This window comes from Vibrio sp. Evd11 (genome assembly GCF_900382755.1).
Classification (GTDB): domain Bacteria; phylum Pseudomonadota; class Gammaproteobacteria; order Enterobacterales; family Vibrionaceae; genus Vibrio; species Vibrio lentus.
This window is the reverse complement of record NZ_OSDX01000095.1, coordinates 1-13,614: the sequence shown is the minus strand read 5'-3', so window position 1 is coordinate 13,614 and position 13,614 is coordinate 1. Positions and strand designations below refer to the sequence as shown.

General features: G+C 45.0%; 11 protein-coding genes. 8 read left to right on the top strand and 3 right to left on the bottom strand.

Annotated features, from left to right (window positions below):
- Nucleotides 1-824: PQQ-dependent sugar dehydrogenase (locus ED652_RS22645; protein WP_162929983.1), on the bottom strand; the 824-nt coding region annotated here is incomplete at its 3' end.
- Nucleotides 825-1,121: 297 nt separating this feature from the next.
- Here ED652_RS22645 and ED652_RS22640 point away from each other — a divergent pair.
- On the top strand, nucleotides 1,122-2,315 hold the full coding sequence (locus ED652_RS22640; RefSeq protein WP_102268356.1) for a multidrug effflux MFS transporter: 1,194 nt from the start codon (nucleotides 1,122-1,124) through the stop codon (nucleotides 2,313-2,315).
- Between the two features lie 87 nt (nucleotides 2,316-2,402).
- Here the strand turns inward: ED652_RS22640 and ED652_RS22635 are convergent, their stop codons facing one another.
- The gene (locus ED652_RS22635) at nucleotides 2,403-3,188 is read right to left on the bottom strand and encodes an ABC transporter ATP-binding protein (RefSeq protein ID WP_122056249.1); all 786 of its coding nucleotides are present in this window, start codon (nucleotides 3,186-3,188) and stop codon (nucleotides 2,403-2,405) included.
- 76 nt (nucleotides 3,189-3,264) lie between these two features.
- On the bottom strand, nucleotides 3,265-4,026 hold the full coding sequence (locus ED652_RS22630; protein ID WP_102361747.1) for a siderophore ferric iron reductase: 762 nt from the start codon (nucleotides 4,024-4,026) through the stop codon (nucleotides 3,265-3,267).
- 219 nt (nucleotides 4,027-4,245) lie between these two features.
- Here ED652_RS22630 and ED652_RS22625 point away from each other — a divergent pair, with 219 nt between their 5' ends.
- From ED652_RS22625 to ED652_RS22595, 7 genes are all read left to right on the top strand, one after another.
- Nucleotides 4,246-5,154 carry an AraC family transcriptional regulator gene (locus tag ED652_RS22625; protein ID WP_122056248.1) on the top strand — a complete coding sequence of 303 codons (909 nt, stop codon included), beginning with the start codon at nucleotides 4,246-4,248 and terminating at the stop codon, nucleotides 5,152-5,154.
- Nucleotides 5,155-5,360: 206 nt separating this feature from the next.
- Nucleotides 5,361-7,508: a TonB-dependent siderophore receptor gene (locus ED652_RS22620; RefSeq protein WP_102311828.1), complete on the top strand. Its 2,148-nt coding sequence runs from the start codon at nucleotides 5,361-5,363 to the stop codon at nucleotides 7,506-7,508.
- Between the two features lie 90 nt (nucleotides 7,509-7,598).
- Entirely contained in the window at nucleotides 7,599-8,549 is a 951-nt protein-coding gene (locus ED652_RS22615) for an iron-siderophore ABC transporter substrate-binding protein (protein WP_122056247.1), read from the top strand.
- A 2-nt stretch (nucleotides 8,550-8,551) separates the two neighbouring features.
- Nucleotides 8,552-10,546, top strand: coding sequence for a Fe(3+)-hydroxamate ABC transporter permease FhuB (gene fhuB, locus ED652_RS22610; protein WP_122056246.1), 1,995 nt, complete (start codon nucleotides 8,552-8,554; stop codon nucleotides 10,544-10,546).
- A 223-nt stretch (nucleotides 10,547-10,769) separates the two neighbouring features.
- A complete protein-coding gene (locus ED652_RS22605) occupies nucleotides 10,770-11,582 on the top strand; it encodes a crotonase/enoyl-CoA hydratase family protein (protein ID WP_122056245.1) in 813 nt (270 codons plus the stop codon).
- A 93-nt stretch (nucleotides 11,583-11,675) separates the two neighbouring features.
- A complete protein-coding gene (locus ED652_RS22600; protein ID WP_122056244.1) occupies nucleotides 11,676-12,848 on the top strand; it encodes an OmpP1/FadL family transporter in 1,173 nt (390 codons plus the stop codon).
- Entirely contained in the window at nucleotides 12,848-13,537 is a 690-nt protein-coding gene (locus tag ED652_RS22595; RefSeq protein WP_017109453.1) for a hypothetical protein, read from the top strand. The genes ED652_RS22600 and ED652_RS22595 overlap by 1 nt, the downstream gene beginning before the upstream one ends.
- Nucleotides 13,538-13,614: the final 77 nt, after the last annotated feature.

The following is a 13,614-nucleotide window of genomic DNA, read 5'->3' as shown; positions in this document are numbered from 1 at the left end:
TAGGGTCTCACTTTGCTAAGTGTAGATTGGCAAAGGAGGGAGTGGATTCCATACATCACTTTACCGTGTGATGTGACTGGCCAGCCGTAGTTAGCGCCCGCTTTTATTAGGTTGATTTCATCACCACCGCGTGGCCCGTGTTCAATAGACCAAAGTTTTCTACTGGGGAAGTCGTAAAAGAGTCCTTGTGGATTTCGATGACCAAAGCTCCAAATCTCATTGAGAACCTGGTCGTTATCGGTGAATGGGTTATCGCTAGGTATGCTTCCATCTGCATTCAATCTCAATATCGAGCCTGCATGAGTCAGCGTGTTTTGGCCGTTGTCTCTGTCACCACGATCACCGATTGAAAAATACAGATGGCTATCATCAAAGGTTATTCGGCTACCGAAGTGACGGCCTGTATCTGTTCTTGATTTAGACACAAACACATCTTGCCAGTTAGACACTTCACCGTTTGAGTAACTGGCAGAAGCGAGGGTTGTTACGCCTTCACCATCGACCTCTTTACTATAAGTGACATAGAACTTCCCAAGTTCAAAAGGGGAGCGCGCGATATCCAACAGACCACCTTGGCCTTTCGCCCAAACATTGGGAAGCCTGAACAGTGTGCTTTGTTCACCAGTCTTTAAATCAACGTGTTTAATCACGCCTGCTTTTTCTGTGAGAAGCATAGTACCGTCATCGACATAAGCGAGACCCCATGGAATCTCGAGGCCGTCAGTGATCTTCTCTGCCTGCCATGCAAATACTGGAGTTGAAGCCATTGGACCTGAAACGATGAGTGCCAAAGCACAGGAAAGAATACGATGATGAGTGTTCATTGAAGTCCCTTGATTGTCATGACGTTGTTTTAGTTTAGCCTGTGGCTGGTAAGTGGATAGTTAAGATAAATGAAAAGTGACTATTCACATATTTAGTTGAGCGAGTATTGTATGATTATACAAGCTCACGTATGTTTACCCTGCCATCCTCTATTCGATTTTTCGGAGCACAATGAATACTAACCCTGCAACCTTTTCGTTATTTTCTCTGTCTTTACGTTGTCAGGTAGATATTCAAGCTATCTATTCTCAAACCACCCGATCTCAAAACAGCAGTTCTATTGGATACTTTACATCATGAGTCGTCGATTTGACTTTAAATCGATCCTACTTGCGTGTTTGGTCATCAGTATCGGCCAACTCAGTATGGGGTTGGTGTTTCCTTCTTTACCTTGGATCGCGAAAGACTTCGATGTCTCGCTAGAGCAAGCTCAGCTCTTAGTGAGTGTCTATTTGTTAGGTTTTGGTCCATCTCAGTTTATTTATGGTCCAGTTTCAGACGCGCTAGGACGTAAAAAAGTACTGCTAACCGGTTTGTTGATTGCCATGCTTGGGCTGTTGATGATCATCTTCTTTAGCCATTCATTTACTAGCATGGTAATGGGACGTTTTCTTCAAGGTTTAGGGACTGGCTGCTGCGCTGTACTTGCTCGCGCTTCAACACGAGATAGATTCAGCGGAGCAGACTTGCCTTTGGCGATGTCCTACATTGCGATGGTCGCGTCTATTACACCTTTGATTGCGCCCGTAATCGGCGGCTTTATTAACTTCCATTTTGGCTGGAGCATGGTGTTCATATCGCTACTTGGCTATGTCTCATTAGCTTGGGTTGTGCTGGCATTCAAGTTTAAGGAAACCGTCACTCAGATCTCTGCTATTCCTTCGCCAAAGAAAATGATATCGCAATACAAAGAGTTGTTAACCTCTCGCTATTTTATGAGCTTTGCGAGTATTGGCTGGCTTAACTTTAGCTTGATGATCACCACAGTGTCAGTGATGCCGTTTATCATGCAAAACCAGATTGGTATGACGTCAGACGAATACGCAATGTGGGCGGTGATTCCCGCATTAGGGATGCTTGGTGGTACAAGTCTGTGTAACCGTATTCGCCCTATGTTGGGAAACAAGAAAACTCTCTTATGCACACCTGTATTGCACGTTGCTGCAGCCTTGTGGCTTTTCTTCTGTCCACTTGAACCTTTGTACCTAATGATTGGCCAGTTCTTGATGATCCTTGGTAATGGTATTGCGCTACCTTGTGCTCAGGCGTTAGTGATGTTGCCTTACAAAAAGAACGCAGGCGCGGCTGCTGCGATGTCTGGCGGAGGTCAAATGGTTGTGTCTTCTATGGTAAGTATGGGGCTGGTTCAGTTAGGGCTAGGGGAAGCGTGGCACCTGTCGATCGTGATCATGGTGTTCACACTGATTACTCTGTTTAATATTTTACGAGGCTTTAGTAGCCAAGAAGCGAGAGAGTCTCAGCTTAATTAGTGAGTAGATATTCTAATAAGGCCATTGAAGTTCTCTGATTTCAATGGCTTTTTTTGTTGGGTGTGGTACTTGGAATGAAAGCCTGAGCTATTCGCAGACCACCGCAACCTTCTCACTCGCTGCAGTATTGGCTGGAACCGGATGATCGATCAGTCGGATAGGGGATTCATACAGTGCAGACAAAGCTTCTTCATCGAGCAACTTATCGGCACTGCCTTCAAATGCGATCTGTCCTTTTTTCAGGGCGACAATGTGTGTCGCGTAACGCAGCGCTAGGTTCAAATCGTGCAAGATGACAATCACCCCAACATTTTCCTTTTTGTTGAGCTCAGATAGTAAACCCATAAGTTGAAACTGGTGATGCACATCCAGTGCCGATGTTGGTTCGTCGAGGATCAATACTGGTGACTGTTGTGCCAGCAACATAGAGACCCACGCGCGTTGACGTTCACCACCTGACAAATCATCCGCTAATGCCTGTGAAAACTCGGCGACACCAGTTCTTTCCATTGCCTGTTGAATGATCGACTTATCCTCAGAGTTCCAACGGCCTAATGCGCCTCTCCAAGGGAAACGCCCTAAACGAACTAACTCTTCTACGGTTAAACCTGCAGAAGCGGGAAGTTTTTGCGGTAAATAAGCAATTTTCTTTGCTAAGTCTTTGCTTTTGAGTGAAGAAAGAGAAGATCCCTCGAACTCGACGGTGCCGTGATCCGGTGACATTTGTCCTGATAGCAAGTTAACGAGCGTGGATTTGCCAGAACCGTTATGACCAAGAACTACGGTCAGTTCATCGGTCGGAATAGTGAGATCGTCAACTGAGAGAATGGTTCGGTTGTCTCGAACGATGTTGATGTTTGAAAGCTGGAACATGTCGGTCCTGTATCGAGACCAATAGCGATGCTTAATGAAAGCAAATCTGTCGCACTGGTCTTTAAAATAGTGGTTGTTATTTAGCCGTTTTCTTATTGTCAGGGTGCCTAGGGCAGTCGTCACAGTACTTTCTTGAATCGCACTTATAAACGAGGCAGCAACTGACTCTGATCAGTTTTAGCATTCCTAAATGGGCATCGACCTTAAGGCTGTCTAAATGACTTTCAGGCAATTGGCATGCTTCTAACCAAAGCTTAGCTTGCTCAGTGATATAATCATTAGTCAGGCTTGGTTCGTGCTGCTGAAGTTTTATCAAACTGCCTAACAATAGATCGGCCAATAAATGATTGGTAAATCCTGGGCGAATACGTGTCCATTCACTTATTTGGCTGCGATAAAACTCAGTCAATGTAAGAATGGCTTCACCAGCCTGTGGGATAAGTTCTTCAGGTGAACCATGCTGATGATCACCATTAAAAAAGCGATAGCCAGTAACGAACTCTTTGTATCTAAACTGACCGATGTTCTTGATATCGGGCAGTGAATGAAGCCCATAGATAGAAATGAAGGTCACATAGATAGGCTGCCAGCACACGAGATCCCACGTACGCGTTAACCAATACGCTTTGCCTGCTTCAGGGTGGCTTTGCGCAAGCCCATCGTAAACTCGTTTGAGTTCTTTATGGCTATTCTCATTTGTTATCGCAATGCTCTTGCTATGAAGTGCGCCAAAGCTTCCGCTTAAATACGGGGTAACTTCTTTTGAGTAAGCGAAGATTTTCTGATGTAGAGACGGGGCTTTCCGACGAGTGATAATATTGTGCAGTTGGGGAAGCATCTTAAATCAATAAATGAGAATCAGTTGCGTTATCATAACGGACATAATCGAGGATAACCATACAAAATGGAGCATCTACTCGGTGCTTTTGACGTTTTTGAGATTTATAAAGTGTGGGCAGGCTGTACATTTTTAAGTGATAAAAGCCTTTTTAAATGATAAAACTATTGGTGAACCTAATCTTTTGCTACTTACTATAGAGAATATGAAAGCTTGAATATGAACACACCAGCATTTGATCGTATCAGCCGCGTTCTGGCTTATATCCATGCGAACTTAAGCTCGACATTATCGCTAGAAGATATTGCGAAACAAAGCTGTTGGTCTCGCTGGCAACTGCAAAGAGTGTTTCAAGCTGAAACCGGGCTTACTGTGGCTAACTATGTGAGAGAGCTAAAGTTGAGTCAGGCTGCCGAAGAGCTACTTGATGGAAGAGAGCGTGTTATTGATGTTGCACTCGGGCTGGGATTCAACTCAGAAATCAGTTTTAGTCGTTCCTTTAAGCAGATGTTTGGGGCGAGCCCAAGCCAATATAGAAAAGCGGGCAAAAGAGTAGGGCTAAGAAAGCCGATACAAGTATCTGAAACCGTGAGTGCAGAAGAGAAAGGCGCTCTGAGTTTTGTTGAGGTTCGCATTGATGAAAAAGAGTCGTTTCTTGTTAAAGGCATGACATCAGAAATCAGCGGCTTGTTTTCACTAACACAAGATTTTGCAGAGAAAGTCCCTCAACTTTGGTCTCGCTTGGAACAGGAAGTTACGATTCCAAACGATAATGTGCTTCAGTTTATTGGCGTCGTTGATCTTACTCAGTCTTGTTTCGATGGGACCAACATCCACTATTGGGCTGGTGTTGAGCTTCACGACGGAATTTCCATCCCGCAATTACCAAGCATTATCTCTGATAAATTGAATCTGTTGACCATCCCTAAGCAAACTTATGCGGTGGTTAAACATTGTGGGCCGATTGGAAACTTGCGACATACCTTGAGTTGGTTTGTGCTTAACTGGCTGCCGAGTTCTGGTTATCGTGGTGTCGATGGCTATGAACTCGAAGTGTACCCATTTGGCTATCAAGCCCATGCATCAGATGCTGAAATGGAGTACTGGGTTCCTATTATTAAATCGTAATCATATCCCCACGAAACCTCTTTCTGTAAAACCTGCCACTGAATAAGGTCAATTGTGTTTTTAATCAGCAATTGGCCGGTTTTCATTAAAATTAGGCCAAGTTCTTTTTTAATTTGCACCAAATTGTTAATTATCCCATCTCTAGATACATACAATGCAAATGAGATTTATTATTATTTATATTAAGCATTGGTACCGAGGGAATCATGACCACTCACACTCGTTTTAAGTATTCATCATTGGCAGTAGCGTTGCTCACTGCATTTTCAGCGCAAGCGTTGGCGGAAGAAACCGTTACAGCGGCAGACTCGAATATCGAGACTGTTACTATTATGGGTAAAGCCTATCGTAATACAGCCACAAAATCGGCACTTGAGCCAGAAGAGACGCCTCAAGGTATTACCGTTATTGATGAAGAACAGTTAGAGCAACGAGGTGTGAAGTCCCTCAACCAAGCGCTTAGATACGCGCCTGGTGTTGTAACCGAGCAGAAGGGCGCATCCGTAACAATGTACGATACGTTCTCTATTCGTGGCTTTAGCAACAACCAAAGTTACTACGATGGTTTGGTGCTTCCGTTCCTAACAGGTTGGAACCTGCAACCTCAGATAGACCCTATTGCGATTCAGCAAGTAGAAGTGTTTAAAGGCCCTACGTCTGTGTTGTATGGATCGATGCCACCGGGTGGTATGGTCAACATGATCGCGAAGGCACCACAAGAAGACGGGTCTACAAAAGTTGGTGTATCTACAGGTTCACGAAATCTAATGGAAGCCTCAATTGATACTTCAGGTCAGCTTGGCGACAGTGATTTTTCATATCGTTTAGTTGCTCTCGCTCGTAAACAAGACAGCCAAGTTGATAACGCAGAAGAAGAGCGTTACGTGATTGCTCCATCACTAGATTGGCAGGTATCTGATAGAACACTTATTAACTTCAATCTTTACTATCAGAATGATCCGTCAATGGGTACTAACTCTGCAATGCCGCTTGAAGTGCTGAAGGCAAGTGATCCATCTGTGTCGATGGGCGACAAGAACTGGAGTACCTTTGAACGTGAAGTCTTGATGTTAGGTTATAAGATCAATCATCAAATCAACGATAATTGGACTTTCCTTCAGAACGCTCGTTATACCGATGCGTCTCTGTATCAAGAGAATACTTACCACACCGCGACTAATTTCAATCCTGCGACAGGCAGTTTAATCCGAAATGCTTACAGTACAGATGAAGATTCACAGAGCTTTGTTATCGATAACCAAGTTTCAGGCCGCGTCGAAATTAGTGGCTTAGAGCACAATTTACTATTCGGTGTCGACTACCTAAAGCTAACAGGTGATTCTCTGTACAAAGAATTCACTGCGAATGCGGGTTTCTATGGGTTTGATGCTTACAATCCGAACAATGACCTTTTGGATAAAAGCCAGCTTCAAGAGAACTACCGTGAATCTCACGACATTACGACCGAGCAGCTAGGATTATATTTCCAAGACCAAGTTCGCTACGACGCACTGGTTCTGCTGGCTGGTGGTCGTTACGACATGTTCAAGGCAAGCGATGATAAAAATAGCTCTTATCCAACTTATGATGGAAAAGAAGAAGCCGATCATAATCAGTTCTCTTACCGTGTAGGTGCTTTGTATGAGTTAGATAATGGTATTTCTCCGTTTGTAAGCTACGCGACGAGCTTTGAGCCGGCGGCAGGTACTGATATTAATGGTAACTCTTTAAAACCTCAGCTAGGTGAACAGGTCGAGTTGGGTATCAAATACCTGTCTCCAGATATGTCGCAACAGGTTACGGCTTCTTACTTCCATATAACTAAGAAAGACTCAATTGCAGCAGATCCATCAGATCCGACATATCGCTCTAAGATTCAATTAGGTGAAGTACGCTCTCAAGGTGTGGAAGTCGAAGGCCGATGGTTTGTAACGGAAGATTGGGATGTGAACGCGAGCTATACATACGTCGATATGGAAGTAACGGAAGATGCAAACCCTGACCTTGAAGGAACGACACCAATCTACGTACCGACACACGCTGCGAATTTGTGGAGTAATTACTATGTGTACGGTGGTGCTTTAGCAGGTACGCGTTGGAGTGCTGGCGCTCGTTACATGGGTGAGATGGAAATGGATGCGACAAACACTCAAGGCAAAGTGCCGTCTTACACGGTTGTCGATTTATCCCTGGGTTACGACTTAGGTGAGGCAAGCGACACACTATCTGGTGCAACGGCTAACTTGATGGTTAACAACCTGTTTAATGAAGAGTACTACACCTGTTACGACCAATCGAACTGTTGGTTCGGTGCTGAGCAGTCTGTAGAGCTAAGCGTGAACTATGAGTTCTAACTAAGTTAGTGTATCCAATTTAAAGCAGCCTAGTTAAGGCTGCTTTTGTCGTTTGAAGAAATATAGAATTTAGATTGAGTAGGCAAAGATATGAGCTTAAAACCAATAGCTTCCCATGTTTCTAAAATAAAGAGCTTGCATACAAAGTTGGCGGTATCCGTATTAGCGAGCGCTTTATCGTTTAATGCGATGGCCGCTTACCAAGTTGAAGACAGCGAGGGAGTTAAAACCCTTGAAGCTCAGCCCGTTAGAGTGGCTGCGTTGAACTGGGATATTGCTGAACAAGTGATTGAACTCGGCGTTACGCCAGTCGCAGTGCCCGATATTGCAGGTTATACCGATTGGGTTGTTCAGCCTGCGATTCCTGAAGGCGTGGCGGATATTGGCACTCGAACTGAGCCCAATTTTTCTGCTTTGAAAAAGCTAAACCCTGATGTGATTCTTATTGCTTCTCCTCAGAAAGATCTTCAGGAACGACTTTCTGAAATCGCGCCCGTGCTTTACTACCAAACGTACAGTGAACAACACAGCAATGCTGCGGCTGCTATCGAGAACTTCAAAAAGATAGGTCAATTACTTGGCAAAGAAGAGCAAGCGAACAATAAACTGGCTGCGATGGATGAACGTATTGCGGTTCTAAAAGCTGAACTAGATAAAGCGTATCCGGGCGACAAGCCGAAAGTCACCTCTTTCCGTTTTGCGAGCACGACTTCGGTTTACATATACAGTGACAACTCGATTCCACAATATGCGCTTGAACAGCTGGGCTTTGAAAATGCGATGGATCTTCCTGCGAGTCAGTGGGGCATCAGTCAAAAACGAATGACTGAACTTAAGAACGTCAAGGGTGGCATTGCGCTTTACTTTGAACCTTTCCCATATCAAGACAAGTTAGACCGTTCTCCGGTTTGGAAGAGCATGCCTTTCGTTCGTAATGGTCAATTTAGCCCAGTAGCGGCAAGTTGGAGTTACGGCGGTGCCATGTCGATTTTGTATAACGCTGAAGCCATGGCGCAATCGCTGCTGACGCTAGCGGAGTAGTAATGAAATCCAGTAGTTTTATGATGGGGGTTGTGCTGTTTTGTGCTGCCCTTGTTCATTTATGGTTAGGGCAGTCTGAATTTGGTCCTATTGGTGAGTTGCTTCAACAAGTCTCACAGATCAGTGATATCGCTACATTCAACTCAATGGTCGATGATTCATTCGAGTTGATGGCGTTAGCCTATGTCAACTTACCTCGCTTGGTGATGGCGATTTTGGTTGGCGGAACACTTGGCACCATCGGTAGCTTGTTTCAACAATTGACGCAGAATCGCATGATGTCTCCACTGACACTCGGTACATCATCAGGTGCATGGCTTGGTCTGGTTATTCTGAATGTGGTCGCGCCGATGTTGGTCGCTCAGTATTCAGTTTGGTTTGCTTTGGTCGGTGCGCTGCTTGCGATGGGGCTGATTGTTTCGATTGTTGGAATCAAAAACATGAGCGGCTTGCCAATTGTATTGGCGGGTATGGCGGTCAACTTGTTGCTAGGGGCATTTGCGACGGCGATTATTCTGCTCAACGATCAGTACGCACAAAATCTGTTCGTGTGGGGAGCGGGTGACCTAGGACAAAATGGCTGGGAACAAGTGCTTTGGTTAATGCCTAAGCTACTGCCGATCTTCGCCATCTTCTTATTGGCGCCAAGAGTTCTGACTTTGCTTTCGATCGGTACTGAAGGGGCAGCGGCGCGTGGCCTTAATATCGGTGCGACCTTCTTTGTGTTGATGGCAGTGGGAGTCTGGTTGGCTTCAGTATCTATTACCTCGGTAGGAGTGATCAGTTTTATCGGCTTGATTGCTCCGAACATCGCTAGGCATCTAGGGTTTCTAAAGGCCAAATCTGAACTCGTCGCAAGCTGTGTATTAGGTGCGCTATTACTCTGTGTCACCGACAGCTTGGCGATCTTCTTGGCACAATGGTCTTTGGACATGATTCCAACGGGGACGGCAACCGCGGTGATTGGTGCTCCTGCGTTGATCATTATTGCGAGAAAGCAAATGTCTGCTCAAGATCAGTTGTTTTTCTCAATGCCTAAAGGTCCGAAGTCTATTTCATCTTTGGCTTACTTCTTGTTGGGCACAATGATTGTTGGATTGCTTGCGTTGAGTGCATTATCTCAGCCTTCTTCTGGTATGGGCTATTTTGTTATCCCAGACGCATTTGAATGGTCTATTCGTTGGCCGAGAATGTTAACGGCGATATTTTCTGGTGGCGGTTTGGCGGTGGCTGGTGTGATTTTACAAAGATTGGTCTATAACCCGCTCGCAAGCCCTGACATTCTTGGTGTGTCGGCAGGTGCGGTTCTAGCTTTGATTTTCAGCAGCTTGTTTATGGGATATTCGATTCACTCATTGAGCCCTTGGATTGCTTTCTTAGGCAGTGCGATTGCACTGTGTTTATTGCTATTCCTTGGCAAGAAGCATCAGTTTGCACCTTCGATCTTGATTCTCACAGGTATTTCATTAACCGCAGTTTTGGAAGCTTTGGTGCAATTCTCTTTAACGCGAGTAGGTGAGGGGAAATACACATTATTGGCTTGGTTAGCAGGCTCTACTTACCGTGTGGAGCCCGAGTCAGCCACTATAATGGCTGTCGTGATAACGGCTTGTATTGGCGTTGCTCTGTTACTGAGCCGTTGGGTGACCTTAATTGCGACTGGCCGACAGTTCGCGAGTGCCAGAGGGCTGAATATCAATATCGCCTATGTGGCACTGTTGTGTATTGTTGCTATCTTATGTTCGGTCGTAACAACCACCATGGGGCCTGTCGCGTTTGTCGGCTTGTTAGCTCCGCATATCGCTGCAATGGTGGGTGCTCGTTTGGTTCGAGAGCAGATCATCTTGTCGTTTTTGATTGGTGCAGCATTGATGCTATTCGCCGATTGGCTAGGGCAAGTGGTGGTGTTCCCAGCGCAGCTTGCGGCGGGCACCTTAGTTTCAATTATTGGTGGCAGTTACTTCATATTCTTGCTGTTAAAGTCTCGAAGGTCGTAGAGACAGTGTTACCTATTTAATGAAATGTTAAGCAGAATATTAAAGCAGTGATAGAACGATCTATCACTGCTTTTTTGCTTTCGGCTGTTGGAAAAGAGTGGAGTGTTGAGACTGTGTAGACGATAAAATGAACAACACAGCTCTCGCTTCTTAATGTGCAAGTTTGGCATATGTTAATAAAATGTATAACCTAAAGGTCTGACCACTTAATTGAGTAGCCCACATGACCGATCTCTCTCGCATTACTTGCTCCATTGATGAAAACCAAATCGCGACCGTGGCATTAAATCGCCCTGACAAACTGAACGCCATTGATATGGCGATGTTTCAGGGCGTCAATGACATGATTAAGAACCTAAAAAAGAACACTGAAATTCGCGCGGTGATAGTGAAAGGTAATGGGGCTGATTTTTGTTCAGGGCTCGATATTAAGTCTTTGTTGACCAGTAAATCTGGCGCGATGAAGCTTTTGTTTAAATGGTTACCTACACTGCCAAACGCTGCTCAACATTTCTCTCTTGGTTGGCGAGATATTCCGTGTCCGGTTATTTTTGCGATTCACGGACGTTGTTGGGGAGGAGGGCTTCAACTCGTCAGCGGTGGTGATTTTAGAATTGCTAGCCCAGACGCAAATTTCTCTATCTTAGAAGCGAAGTGGGGGTTGATTCCAGACATGGGAGGCGCCATCGCATTTCGTGAGTTGATGCGTAAGGATCATACGTTAGAAATGGCAATGACGGCCAAGGTGATCGACAGTGAAACAGCAAAAGATTATGGGCTGGTAACCAAGATTGCCGAAGACCCTTACGCTGAAGCTTATGCGTTAGCACTTGAGTGTGCGAATCGGTCGCCAGATGTTGTCGCTGCAAATAAGAAACTCTACAACAAGACTTGGTGGTCAAGCCCAGGCATGGCCGTGTTTTACGAGACCTGGTATCAGATAAAGGTAGGGTTAGGCAAGAATAGAGCAATTGCTGCTCAACGTGAAATCAACCGCGACAAACCACGTCCATACGTCGCGAGAAAGTTCAAATAGCGTTTGTACAGGAATAACGGATATTCCATTTGCTTATGGGGCTTTGCGGTAACCTTAGAGCAATTTAATGTCTAAGGCTAAATGAGCAATCTGATGAACAAAACTTTTACTTACTCGCTAGCTGCCACCGCAATTTTTACAAGTTTAAATGCTTTCGCAAGTGGTCTGTTTTTACAAGAAGCTGTCGTCGCCAATGCTGGTACTACCGGCGCCGGGGACGGTGTTTATACTCGCTCTGCTGCTGCAATGTGGACGAACCCTGCCACCATGTCTCATATGGGCGAAAGCAAAACGACCATCAATACCATGGCATTTGATCTTGAGATGCAATATCAAGATAACCAAGATTCTAGCGGTGATGGTAAAGGGCACTCAGTGCTTCCTTCATTTGGTGCGTTTCATGCGCATCAAGTAACAGACAAACTGCACCTTGGTATCGCACTTGGCGCTGTCGGCGGCTCAAGCCTTGATTACGGCAGCGATTGGGCAGGTGCTGTACTTCTAGAAGATATTACTCTAACTGCAATGCAAGTGAACCCATCACTCAGTTATAAGCTGAATGACCAATGGTCTGTTGGCGCAGGTATTCAATTGAGTTGGGCAGCATTACAACAGTCATCTTCTCTTTTTATAGCCAAGCAAGACACTGACTGGGCTTATGGTTATAACCTTGGTGTAATGTATACACCAACAGAGAAGTTAAAACTGGGTGCGAGTTACCGCTCGAAACTAGAGCACGAATTCAACAATGATGTGAATGTCTTTACTGGCGGTAAACGTTCATTGAATACTGGTATTGATGTACCTGAACTCGTTGATGTCAGTGCAAGCTACGCATTGAATTCTCAATTAGATTTATTGGCAAGCATCCAGTTTCACCGTTGGAGCCAATGGGATAGTACGGTTTTAGATCTAGGTACAAACCAAAACGGCAATCTGCCGATTAGTCAGACTTTAGAGCGCGACTGGGATGATGTGTGGAAGTTTGCGGTTGGTGCTGATTATCAACTTAACTCAGACTGGCGTCTAAAAGCCGGCTTCTCTTACGAAACCTCTCCGCAAGACGACCCAACAATGCAGTATGTTGACCTTCCAGTAGGCGAGCAATATCGCTACTCGGTAGGCGCGTCTACTTACTGGGATGATATTTTAATCGACGTGTTCTACGAATACGCGGACTTAGGGTCGGTTGATATGGACAGATTTATGGTAGATGGTTCGTTCGACGGCCGTATCCACTTCATTGGCGTTAGCGCGACTTTCTAATGACAAAACATAATCTATTCATTGTGGCTGCGGTAACACTAGGTTCAACGGGTGCTTTTGCTGAAGAGAAGCACCCAGATGACCCGACTAAAATCGTGACCAAAGCCGGCGTTGCTTATAACGAAGAGCTTAAGTTCTCAGGCTCTATCGGGCTTGATGAAGCTCGAATGATCAATGCTCGTGTCAACGCTGATGGCGAAGAGTGGCGAGTGGGTGGTTCATGGTTATTACCGTTGGGTATCGTCAACTTCAACTTTAGTCGCTCTGAATACGACAACGATGCTTATAAGAATAATTACAGTATCGGGACATTTGTTCCGTTGAGTTATTTTGATATTGAGCCGTTCGGATGGCAAATCTTCCCGATGGCTGGCTACAGCTATAACGATGGTGAAGTGGCGGTATTCGATGATGATAATGTAGGTTCTGATTATGTGTTGATGCCGAGTTCAACACATGGTGGTTATATTGGTGCCTTTGGCTTGAAAACTATCACTGATGAGTGGTCTATCATGGGCTTCGGTGGTGGTTCAATGGGTTCTGACGATTACTCCGGCTATTGGGCTGGCGTCGGCGCAAGCTACAAATTGAGTGATGCTCAATCATTCAACTTCTTCACTATTTTTGCTGAGGACGATTTCGGTGAAAATAACAGTGTCGGTGCATCGTATACCTACGAATTTAACTAGCTAAATTTAAGGCCCCATGTGGCTTTGTTGCGTAATTCATTGGAACTAAACCTAAAACCTACGATCTGATCAGCTAC

Bases quoted from the DNA above. Each gene is read 5' to 3' on its own strand.
- ED652_RS22640 (WP_102268356.1), top strand. From the start codon at position 1,122: ATGAGTCGTCGATTTGACTTTAAATCGATCCTACTTGCGTGTTTGGTC.
- ED652_RS22635 (WP_122056249.1), bottom strand. From the start codon at position 3,188: ATGTTCCAGCTTTCAAACATCAACATCGTTCGAGACAACCGAACCATT.
- ED652_RS22630 (WP_102361747.1), bottom strand. From the start codon at position 4,026: ATGCTTCCCCAACTGCACAATATTATCACTCGTCGGAAAGCCCCGTCT.
- ED652_RS22625 (WP_122056248.1), top strand. From the start codon at position 4,246: ATGAACACACCAGCATTTGATCGTATCAGCCGCGTTCTGGCTTATATC.
- ED652_RS22620 (WP_102311828.1), top strand. From the start codon at position 5,361: ATGACCACTCACACTCGTTTTAAGTATTCATCATTGGCAGTAGCGTTG.
- ED652_RS22615 (WP_122056247.1), top strand. From the start codon at position 7,599: ATGAGCTTAAAACCAATAGCTTCCCATGTTTCTAAAATAAAGAGCTTG.
- fhuB (WP_122056246.1), top strand. From the start codon at position 8,552: ATGAAATCCAGTAGTTTTATGATGGGGGTTGTGCTGTTTTGTGCTGCC.
- ED652_RS22605 (WP_122056245.1), top strand. From the start codon at position 10,770: ATGACCGATCTCTCTCGCATTACTTGCTCCATTGATGAAAACCAAATC.
- ED652_RS22600 (WP_122056244.1), top strand. From the start codon at position 11,676: ATGAACAAAACTTTTACTTACTCGCTAGCTGCCACCGCAATTTTTACA.
- ED652_RS22595 (WP_017109453.1), top strand. From the start codon at position 12,848: ATGACAAAACATAATCTATTCATTGTGGCTGCGGTAACACTAGGTTCA.